Raw genomic sequence first — 11112 nt, 5'->3', positions numbered from 1 at the left:
CAATATTCTGGTCCGCGAGAACCTTGTCAATATCTGCCGGAACGAGTCCATACTGCGACATCTTTGCCGGGTCAAGTATAATCCGCAAAACGAAGCGTTAGGACTTTTGGAAACGAAACGTATAAAATCGTAAAACGAAGCGTATAATTTGAAACGTTCCCCGCGCGCACTATAGGGCAATAAAACGCCACTCGAATACCGTTCGAATGGCGTTTTTTTATTTATAGGTCATTATACTCCTTTTTAGCGTCGAAGCTCGGACAGGCCTTGTTTGCGAAGTCTCGATGGCCGTAAATTTTGGCGTTGGGATATTTGCGTCTCAACTCCTTCAGTAGCTTTACAAGCGTAACCCTTTGCGCCTGCGTTCTGGTGTCTTTCCCCTTATTCATCCACGCTTTATCGGAGCGAGCAGGGCAACCACCAACGTAGCAAACGCTAATCGACCGGGTATTATGGCCGGTTGTATGCGCCCCGGCTACAGCCTCACTACGGCCCACATGGACCGAACCATCGCGATATATCACATAGTGGTAACCAATATCTGAGAATCCTCGTGCAAGGTGCATCTTCCGGATCTGGTCGACGGTAAAATCTTCTCCCTCCGGCGTGGCAGTGCAATGGACTATAATCTCATCGACATAACGTTTGTTGGCCACCGGAACCACACCCAAAGCGCGCCAAGTACTATTACCAACCACGCCGTCGACAATCAATCCGTAGGACTTCTGAAACTCTTTGACCGCCTCCTCGGTCAGTGGGCCGAATACACCGTCGGCCATCAGGTTTAATCTCTTCTGCAGAGCTTTCACTTCTTCGCCCTTGCAGCCTTTTTTCAATGTACTCATAAAATTCGATATTTTTAGTCAAGATTCAATTTCTTTCGCGCGAGTTGCTTTATAAGATCGCGAAGTTCATCCTCGCCGAATAGCTCCACGAGGTCTTTCAAATGACCGGGCAATTTGATAAGTTTGTCTTTACGCAGCCTTGCATGCTCGACCATAGACAACGCCTCGACAGCGATCATAGCGATAGCCGTGATAACAGTAAGAAAAGGGAGTTTGGTCCAACATGCCGCCATCAGAGCATCGATGGCGAAGACGACCAGGAGCAGAATCCACTCTTTGGCAAGTTTCCAAAGTGCATGTCGCAGTTTAGCGCTTTCAATCTGCTGGCCGGCCACTCGCGATGTAATCATCGCGTCAATACAATCGGCTATATTAGCCAGCATGACCAAAATAAAAGCCAGTACACCTACAGCCACAAATGCGTAGACATGGGGAAACATCCCAAGAAGTCCGGACGCGGTCATCATGGTTCTACCTCCTTTCCATTAAATATCTCATTCTGCTTTATGCTAATTGATGCGGCTTCTTCGATGGTGATTTCGCGCCAGCTCTCCGGGGTGTCATTGACGGCGAGGTGTACGCAGTCCGAAACGATGCGGCTCTCGATGTCGATGTCGGCCGCTTGGGTCAGCATCATGCCTGCTGACGGGGTCAATTTTCGATTCTCTACTTTCATTTGTTTGTTTATTGTGTTACGATGGTGAAACCTTTTGCATTGATGGCTGCTACTTCGTCCGATGTCAGTCGGGCAAATGTGGCAGGCGAGAGTGTGATGGTAGCTGGGGCATATCCGGCGGCGGCTCGGTCAAACGACCAATTTACGAGAGAGTTCACCAATGACTGACGCGCTTTGCGCACTCGGGTATCATCACCCCAGTTAATGTTTCTGAAATCGAAACTCGTTCCGGCAGCGGCTTTGCCGAGGTTTTTAATTTCGATGTATGCCGCCCCGGCAGCTCCGAGCGGATAATTGATGGCTTTAATCAGCGCGGACGCATCAAGTCCGGTCACAACTTTCACTTTGTGCTGAGTTCCGAGATTGAAAGTCATTTCCCATGAGATTACACGCTCCATGTTTTTGAACGCTATGCGCTCCCATTGTATGGGCGTCTGATTCTGTATGCAGAAGTAGTAAAGCGATTGTATATTACGGCAATCAATCACCGGAACCTGTTCAAGCTGAACCAGAACCGAAAGCAAATAATAAACCGATGTCTGCCCATAGGTGCCCATAATAACCGGCATGCGTTCCAGGCGTTTTAATCTGTTGTCGACACCTCTCCAGTCGTTCAAGCCCGACATCGGGTCAACAAAAACCTTTTGACCGGTCGAAAGCACCCCGGGCCAATAATACGAAAATTTGCAGGTCGACGGATCGACCGGGATGCGAGTCTTCACACCATTGGGCCACCAATACCAATCCTCCTCCGTCGAATCGGCTGTGAACTCTCCAACCATATTCGGGACGGCGGTAATGAGTTGGTCACCGCGATAGAGAGCCACGACATCGCCGTCGAACTCGATGACATACCAACGCCCGGCGTCTCGGCTTGTCAGGGCGTTATATTGCGCCTGCGTGCCGTGCCAGTCGGGAGCATTTATATAATTGCGTAGTTGCTCCACACTCACGCCATAGTCGCCGGCACCCCGTGCTGCCGGCAGGATCATATCGCCGTAGGCCTTGTCGGCCGCCGGCAATCCGGGGATTGTGATTGTGTTTTCTGCCATAATAAAAAAGTGTTTAGTTATTTTTCCAGTATTCTGTCGTTAATAAATTCAAGCCGCTCTGCCGGTAAATTCCAATGATGCCTCGCCCGCGATGGCTCACCACCGCCCAGCCCGGTCGGTTGTCGGTGCCCGTAGGATTTGACCAGATGCAGATCAGTTCAATCATACCCCCGTAGACCTCAACCCATCGGGCGCAATAGTTCCCGACATTCGCCTCAATGTCAGCCGAGGCAATACCCCCGATCATGCTGCCATCGGCCGTTGACACGGTGATGCGCGCCGGGGCATGGGAGAAAAGGCCTTGAGAGTCGGCCAAAATAACGCGCATGCCCAGGCGATCCTCCCCAACGGGAAGCACAACATGGACGCTGCCGCCTCGGTCGGTCGAAATATTGACATCGCTGCGCAGCTCGTATTTTAGCGCAGTGATATAAGGCTCTGCGGTCTGGTTGGCCGTGACCCTTACTGCATCGCTCTCCGAAATCGGTTTGAACACCGTCCGAATAGCACCCGAAAACACACCGACCGCCGCCCCCAGATAGCCCGATTTGAAATTTACGCAGATGTTCGGGATAAACGTGCCGGCGCTCTTGCCGTCGGTGAACCGCGTGTAATATGCGACACCGTTCGCGTCCAGTCCGCTGACCGGCTCGCCATTTATTGTGCCGTCCTGCGAGAACATGAAGTCGCCGTAAAACACGGCCGCCCCCAGCTTTGCGAAGTTGGCCATCAACACGTCGGCAAAAACATACTGCATCGACTCCATCAATCGCCATGCTGCCGACTTTCCGTTTGCTGCATAATCCTTTGCCGGATCATTTCCGCGACTCGTTCTGCCAGCTTGCAACACATAAAATCGACCGCTATGTTGCACGCATGGTAACGCTCCGGTTGTCGATGAATAGGTCGTCAGTTCGTTCCAGATGCCGGCAGGATAAACCATCGGACCGGCTGCTCCTTCTGGACCGGGATTTCCGTCCTCGCCGTCATATACCACTGCCACGGTAGCTCGGTCGAGTCTTTCCCCGGTCAAAGCGTCACGAAGTTCAAACACAACCTCGCTCTGAATTCCGTTAGTCGTCATATTATCGCCCTGCGTTCGTAATGTCTTGCCCGAACGCGATACCAGCCATCGGCCGCCGATGGTCTGAATCTTATGCGGGTCTCCAATAACAAAGCGGCTCATCTCGCTACCATCTACGCTCACCCAGATTTCCGCTCCAGCGGCATCCAGTTCCGCCCCGGTTCCGTATGTAAAATCACCATCTATCGAGCTTCGTCGCACCTCGCACGTCAATACCTCCGGAATGGTTGCACCATCTTTGCGCACACAAATCTGTGCCGTATTCGGAACGATCCGCCACAGTCCGCGCGTCTCCGCCGTGCTTCCGGTCATTCTCAGCCACGCAGTGGAAGTGTCGCCGGGCTCCTCGATGCTGCCTGACGCCAGGCTCTGCCACAGCGCTCCGTGCCAGGTCACCGTGTCATAAGTGTCCGACGTGGTCCGATAATAATTTTGGGGGTCTGATGCAGTGGCTGCATCCCAGCTCCCTCGATAATTTTGTGTCCTGACCACCATCCCGTCGTAGCCTATCCGGATAAGGTCTTGAACGAGAATGCCGCGCGCATAGAGATACGGCTGCTCCCGGTTGATTACCGCCGCCGTCTCCTCACTCAGCAACCCGTCCGGAATTGTGCCGAGCACTGTTCCGTAGTTCTTCGCTTCAAGAATCGGCCGGTTAACTCCGGTTAGCTCCACGATGCGCCCCTCGTCACATGAAATCAAGAACGTGCGCTGACGCTGGTTATAGTAATTATCACCGCGACGACCTATAACTGCACCATACTCCGGATTGTTGTAGCTTTCCGCGCTTGCCTCGATATTGTTGCCCCAGCGAGCAATCGTCATCCCCTCAGTAAGCGGATAATTCTGTCGGCCCGGTACTTCGTGGTCGGGATAGGTTACCAACTCAAGCTGATTCGCCTTTCGGTCCACACTTCTAACCCATGCCCATGCCCGGTGAGCGTCGCCGCCATCTGTTAGATTGTTAACAAATCCATAGACAATATCGCCCGGTTGAAACGGCGTAAAATCTCCATCCCATCGCGAGCGCATCAATGCCTGCAGCTCTCCGGCCGGACCCTCGTTGAGTTGTTCGATAGTTCCGGAATCAGAAAACAACGTGTCACCCTCCTGAGCGTTAAGTCGATTGTAGATCAGCTCCCGCACCTTCATCCAGCTTCGGACCTGAAGAGTCTCCACCTCGGCATTGCCGGCGGCATCAATCTGCGCCCCTGCAAACCCGGAAATAAACGCCCCGACTCGGATACCGGCCAGAAACGTCCATAAATGTCGGAGCTTCTGCGCGACATTACGTCTGACAAATTCCAGCCTTGCGCGCAGCGCAGAGTAAACGTTTTTGTCGGTAGGAGGCGTGTTGTCTATTTGCTGGATTACATAGGGGGAACCAGCACCTGTCCCGGCCGTTCCGCCTCCCCCGAGCACAACTCCAAAGTTGCCGGAGGTGTTTCCGATTCCCTCGAGGCGGTCTTCTATAGCGCCGATTCGGCTGTAGCTTGCCTTTTCACCGATGAAGAACACCGGATTATCGTATGAAATGTCAAGCGGTATTTCGTAGCCCAGCACACGGCTGATCCTGCCGTTCTTTAAATAACCCGGGTGAATAAGATTTACGCTTCTGCCAATGCCAAGATATAGGCCGTCGGGGCTGTCTTTCTCAACTTCGTAGGCGAGGTCGCAGCTCACCGTGCATTGGTAGGTGCTGGTGTCGGTATTGAGTTTTGCGATGTACTCGCGCGTCTTCCGGAGTAGCTCTTTCTCGGCATTGCTGACATAGTCGGTTTCGCTGTCGCTAATCATGGCGATGTTGAAGCCGTGCAGGATAAACTCGTCGCCGGTCTTGGGCTTGATTATTTCGTTGGGGAGCTTGGTCGCGTCGTCGCGTTTTATTTGGAAGTGGTAGTTATCCTCTAATAACTCCACATCAAACGTCATCCCGTTCAATAGACCGCTCTGAAATGTCACTTGCAGCGCGGCTCCATCTATAAGATAGTCGCCTCGATTGAACGGATTGGTCGCACTGAACAGGTCATCGGTCAAGATGTACTCCCGGTAGTTGATCTGTGTTTTGCTCCCATCCTGCTCCGGCTGTTCCTCGGTGTATTCATCGCTCTCTTTGACAGAGGTGATTTTGCTGATACGGCTTGGGTAGACATCTTCAAAAATAACCACGTCTTCAACGGCCTCCTCCTCGCTCTCGAACTCGAAGGCGTCGAGGTAGCCCTTTATCGGATTCCCATCCTCGTCCGTCTCCGGCAACAGCAGGCGACTGTTGACAATGCCGTTCGTCGTTATATCCTGATACTTTTCAAATACCGTATAGATGCTTGTAAAATAATGAGCCGGCACCAGTGCTCGGTTCAGCTGTGGTAGTTGATACTTGTCGCCCCTGGCGATAGTCGCTCCTGCCGGGAGTGTGAGTTTGCGCTGGCTGTTAGCAAAGTCGGCGTTGAAAATCGCACCCTCGATTGTGCGATCAACCTCGCCGGTCACTTTGTCGAGGACTTCGATGGTAATGCCTGCAGCATTGAATTCCGGCCAGCCTTCGAAGATTCCGATCTGTCCGCCTGCGTCTATCTTTACGCTGATAGACGGGGAGTTGTTGTTAACGTAGTTGTAATTGGGACCGCTCTCGTCATACCAAATTGCGAAGCCGATTTGAGAGCCGTTCTCAATCACGACCCTCTCTACCTTCTCGGTGGGGATGGCAAGGTATTGATCTTCGAAGTTAAAGACAATAGGATTGTTGATTCCCTGCCAGTCACCCTTGGCTATGAATGTATGATAGGCCGTACGTTTGGTTTGGCCGTCTTCCTCGTAATATTCGACAATCAACCGGAAGTATGCAGTGAGATATTTCGGCGTTATTGCGTCGGTCACTTTGCTCAGCGCGGTTGGTGTGACCCTGAGGCGGAGCGTGGAAAGAACGAGGTACGGCCTTTCCATCGGAAGCCATGACCATTCGAACATTCCGGACTTCACGCTCTTGCGCTCGCCGGTCATGTCAAAGTCGTACTCATCTCCTCCGTGGCCGTTGGGTTTGAAAAGGTGAAAGGCCCCGGACTGAGCTCCGGTATCACTCCCGGCATTGGTTCTGAAGCTAAACGTCCGCTCGAGGGCTGATACCGAAGCGATGTCAAGAACACACTGGGTGTCGGCTTTGGCCCTCCGGATGCCGATGTCGGCGCCGCGGAAGTATCGCATCTCCAGTTCTCGTGCCGGGTCGTGTAGCTTGCCGTTGGCAACCTCTGCATCGAAGACCAGCGTCTTGCGGTAATTGCTGGCGATATTTCGGTCGGATCCGTAGGCGTATATTCGCGTGGCGTAGGTTTCCTTGCTATCGCTTCTGCTGATAGCGACCAATTCTTTCCCGACCTCCAGAGTTACCGGGATTGTGCCGTATTGGCATTTACCAAAATGTAGCACGTTCTGCTCAAACCACCACTCGCATTCGTAGGCTTCAGCGATGTCGGATATTGCGTCGATGATGTTCTTGCTATCGTATTGAATGGTAACGGCCTTTGTCGCGTCGACGGTATCATCCCATTCTATGTTCCAATCTGTGACTCCGTTGTAGAGGAAGGTGCGGCGACCGGCTATCAGTGTTTCCTTGCCGTCGTCGTCGCGCTGGTAGGCCTGCGCTCTAATGTTGAACAGTATTTGCTGGGCGTGGTTAGGCAGAGTGTCTGTGTATGTCCAGCTTGTTTCGTTGCTGCCAATCTGCGGCAGGAACTTGCAAAGCTTGTTTCTGAATTTCCAATATTGCGCCTCAAGACGTATCTCGTAGTCGTAGCCTCCGGTGTTCTGGTTGAGCTCGCCTCTTGTCGGCGATGTTAGTTCATATCGACCAACGTTCTCAATCTCGACGTAATCGCCCAGGTGTAGATGTGTCGGTTGGTCAGTGCTGAATTTGAGCGTGATGTAGTCATGCTCCATCAGCATGAAGTAGCGCTTACTTCCCGTTCCGATTTGGGCAACGAGGCGAGTGGTCGCGTCAGCGGCTTTCTTTATGATGATGTTAGCGTTCATGATCGGTTGCTGGGGTTTGGTTCTTCAAGTTTAAGGATGAACTTTGCGAGTCTGCCGTTGTACTGGGTGAACTGCGTGCAGCTCACATATCGGCAGTTGAAAACGACGCCCGGCAGGAATCTGGGCGTTTCAATCCGCAGCCAACCGGAGGTCAACTCCTCAATGAAGCTCCTGTATCGCTCGTAGAATACCGGGAGGCTCGGTGCCGAGAGGCCTATCTCCAGCGTGATCTCGCGCTTGGCGAGCTTTACGCTACCCTCCGGGATTATTGTGCGTGTTCCATGCTCCAGCCTGCTCTCGCTCTGTATTGGGTCTTTAGCGGAGGCTGGAGCCAGCAATGCGGCCAGCAGTTTCGTGTTCGCCACCAGCCCCCACCGCGCCCGGGCGTTCGTCCCGTTTATTGTCAATTCAGGCTGTTTCATAGCTCCACGACTGTCGCATCCTTCGTGACCGCTACGCTTGCAGTCCCATCGTTAATCACTTCGAAAACCGCATAATTCTCTGCGCATATCGTGACATTGGCCCCGCATAGCGCGATAATGCGCTGCATCTCGTCCGCCCCGCTGAGCGTTGCGTGTAGGCATGTCCCGCTACCCACGGCAACGACAGTCCCCGGATTGCAGACACATCGCCCCGCCGCAGCGTCAATGTAGATATTTCGCTTGCTTAGCTCCTCTCCGCCCCAGTGGTCGCGGATGCCGGTCCACTGTTGCCGGCTGGGATAGCTGCGCTCCGCGCAAAACTCTCGCCCTTGTGGCGACTCATAAAGCTCAACCAGCTGGTCGAGCGTGTCGATGCCGTCAATCTTCCGGCATGCCCCGAGGGCTTTCGCGCCCTCAAGCAGTTCTTTAATCATTTTCATAATCCTCTGGTGTTGCGCTCGATCTTGTCAAGCCGTTCATTCATTTCATATAATTCATTTGTGTTCCTGGCAATCGCTTCCAGATACCCGACCGCGATCAGCTGCAGCTCTCTCATCTCTGCCGTATGCTCCGAGCTGGCCGCCACATCCGCCCGCAGCGCTGCCAAATCCACACTGATGTTAAGCAGAAGCTCGCGGCGCATCTCGCCGCTGGTGTGAATTGCCGCTGCGCGTCCGCTCAGCTCCGCCACGCTCTCTTGGCTCGCCGTGGCAAAAGTGCCGGCGGTGCCGCTTCCGCTGTCGGTGGTGCCGTCGTTCATGATCCGGTCAGCCCACTTGTATTTCCGCTCGGTCTGCTCGGCCAGCTGCTGCGCGAATGCCTCCAGCTCGGCCTGCTCCGCCGCTGTCACCACATCGTCGTCCAGCGCCCCCGCCATCATCTCCCGAAGCTTCCTGACCGGCTCCGTCAGGTCAGTCTTCATCGCCTCCAGCACCATCTGCCGCAGTATGGTCTTGACATAATCCTTGGCCGCACGCGCTCTCTCGCCGGTCTTGCCCCAGCTCTCGGCCAGCGCGTCGGTGAAGTTGTCTATGCTGGAGCTTATATCCTCGCCCAGAATGGCATCGAGCGCTTTATCTTTATACTCCTCGATTTGCCAGCCCAGCTCCTCAAATTGATCCTCCCACTCCTTGATGCGGTCGTCGTCGGTATTCTTCTTGTCGCGCTCGGCGGCTATCTGCTGCCGTATGAGCTCGCGCTGTCTCTCGAGGTTCTCTATCTCCTCGTTGTAGCTCCCGGCCGCCCGCTTGGAGTATTCCCCCTGCAGCCGGTGGTCAATGCGTCGGTTCATGCGCTCCAGCTCCTCGATTTCATCTTGCAGCCGCTGAATCGTGCGCTCCCGGCTGGCATCGTGCATTGCGGAGAAGGCTTTAATCCACGAGGTGAAGCTCTTCGTCACTCCCGAAACCACACCCATAATGTTGCCGCTCTTCAGACTCTCAAACGCCTCCGTAGCCCCGGCGCTCGCGTCCGCAAAGCCCTGCATCAGTGTCTGCGCTTGATCCCACCCGGAGCCCACGCTCGTGTCAGCCCCAAGAGCGTCCGCCGTGCTCGCCAGCTCCTTGACCGTCTCGTTCGCGCCCTGCACAATGTCATTAATGCCATGCACGATTGTGTCAACCATCGCCAGCGCCCCTCCTTGGCCCGTGAACTTGCCGGCAAACGCCTCCTTGAGCTGTTCGAGCGATGCCCCGGCCTGGTTGCTCGCGTTCGTCACTTGCCCGAGCTCCACACGTGCGCCATTGAGGCCACCGATCAGCTGTGTGAGGTCGGCAGCTCCCCGCTCGTTGCCGGAGGCTCCGACCTGACCGATTATATTGGTCACGGTGCTCCCGTCCGTCACCTGCTCGGCTGTGACATCTTCACCGGTCAGCTCCTTCACCTTGGCGATGATCTCCGCGATCTTCCTCTTGACCTCCTCCTCTTTCTGCGCCTTGGCCTCAAGCAGGCCATTGTGGGTCTGTTCCGCAGCGTTGATTTCCGCCAGCGCCGCCTTGCGCTCTTTAAAAAACGCCGGAGTCAACACCTGCCTGAACAGCCCGCCCTCACCCATCGCCTGCGCCCTCTTGAGGTCAGCCAGCGCCTGGTTGAACTTCTCGATCTTATCCGGATCAAATGTCGCCGTAACCTTCCCGCGATATTTCTCCATCTCCTCGATCAGCCGCCCAATCGTCTCCCGCGAGAGGTTGTCGATCTCCCCGAAAGCGAGCGCGACCCGGTTCGTCATGAAGTCCTCAAACTCCACGTCATTCAGTGCCTTGCTCTCCTCCTGCGCCAGCCGCATCTGCTCGGCGTCGGTCGTTGCCTTGGCGCGCTTGGCGGCGTATATGGCGGCGATGGCTGTCTTTTTCTCCTCAAATGTGCCGTATTGCTGGAGGTATTCTGCCATTGCCAGCTGATCGGCTTTATTCTGGTCGTCGAGGCTCTTGGCGTGCTTTGCTGTCAGTAGGTGGTAAAGCACACCGTATCGGGCAACAATAGCGTTGATGTCAGTCACTTTGACGTCGCCGGTGTTGGCTCCCTCTCCTATGGTTTTCCCCGGCAGAAATTCAAGGGCGAGTGTCTGCCCGGGGTTAAACGTCTTTTTGGCGTAGTTCTTCTTGCCTGCGGCATTGGCTTCCTCTTGCGCGTCGAATGCTGCCTTTTGGCGTTGAACCTCTGCGTCTATTTCCTGCTGCATTCTTGCCTGCAGGTCGGCCAGTTCATTCGCCATGTCCAGCTGCCGCTGGCGACGCCGTTTTTCGATTCCATCTTCAATGATATCAATGCGAGCCTGCTCGAGCTCTGTTTCGTACTGAAGAATAGCTTGGCGGCGCTCGCGGAGCTGTTGAATATTGAGGTCGTTTTCTTTCTGTAGGGCGGCGACGCGGTCGGCAGCTTTCTCGGCTTCGGTCTTGCCGCCTCCGTCAGTCTTCTCCTTTTTACCGGTGCCCCTTTCGAGCAGGTCGTCGTATGTAGACTGGGCGGGCTTGTATGCCGTGTAGGCCGCGTCGACCTCGGTCTTCGG

The 11112-nt window shown here is 54.5% G+C and carries 8 protein-coding genes; all 8 read right to left on the bottom strand.

All coding sequences use genetic code 11. The annotated features are described in order from the left end of the window. Positions 1-221: 221 nt before the first annotated feature. On the bottom strand, positions 222-845 hold the full coding sequence (locus K2G41_RS09350) for an N-acetylmuramoyl-L-alanine amidase (protein WP_366145415.1): 624 nt from the start codon (positions 843-845) through the stop codon (positions 222-224). A gap of 14 nt (positions 846-859) precedes the next feature. Then, positions 860-1312: a phage holin family protein gene (locus K2G41_RS09340; protein ID WP_300117592.1), complete on the bottom strand. Its 453-nt coding sequence runs from the start codon at positions 1310-1312 to the stop codon at positions 860-862. Continuing rightward, on the bottom strand, positions 1309-1521 hold the full coding sequence (locus K2G41_RS09335; RefSeq protein ID WP_300117591.1) for a hypothetical protein: 213 nt from the start codon (positions 1519-1521) through the stop codon (positions 1309-1311). The genes K2G41_RS09340 and K2G41_RS09335 overlap by 4 nt, the downstream gene beginning before the upstream one ends. Positions 1522-1529: 8 nt before the next feature. Continuing rightward, on the bottom strand, positions 1530-2573 hold the full coding sequence (locus tag K2G41_RS09330) for a hypothetical protein (protein WP_300117590.1): 1044 nt from the start codon (positions 2571-2573) through the stop codon (positions 1530-1532). Positions 2574-2586: 13 nt separating this feature from the next. Beyond that, on the bottom strand, positions 2587-7683 hold the full coding sequence (locus K2G41_RS09325) for a hypothetical protein (RefSeq protein ID WP_300117589.1): 5097 nt from the start codon (positions 7681-7683) through the stop codon (positions 2587-2589). Further along, entirely contained in the window at positions 7680-8105 is a 426-nt protein-coding gene (locus K2G41_RS09320) for a hypothetical protein (protein ID WP_300117588.1), read from the bottom strand. The genes K2G41_RS09325 and K2G41_RS09320 overlap by 4 nt, the downstream gene beginning before the upstream one ends. After that, a complete protein-coding gene (locus K2G41_RS09315) occupies positions 8102-8545 on the bottom strand; it encodes a hypothetical protein (protein WP_300117587.1) in 444 nt (147 codons plus the stop codon). Before K2G41_RS09315 ends, K2G41_RS09320 begins: the two co-directional genes overlap by 4 nt. Further along, positions 8542-11112: hypothetical protein (locus K2G41_RS09310; RefSeq protein WP_300117586.1), on the bottom strand; the 2571-nt coding region annotated here is incomplete at its 5' end. The genes K2G41_RS09315 and K2G41_RS09310, both read right to left, overlap by 4 nt.

Origin of the sequence: Duncaniella sp. (genome assembly GCF_029056165.1) — a bacterium.
Lineage (GTDB): Bacteria > Bacteroidota > Bacteroidia > Bacteroidales > Muribaculaceae > Duncaniella.
The sequence above is the reverse complement of the archived record's forward strand: the minus strand, read 5'-3'. Positions and strand labels throughout refer to the sequence as shown.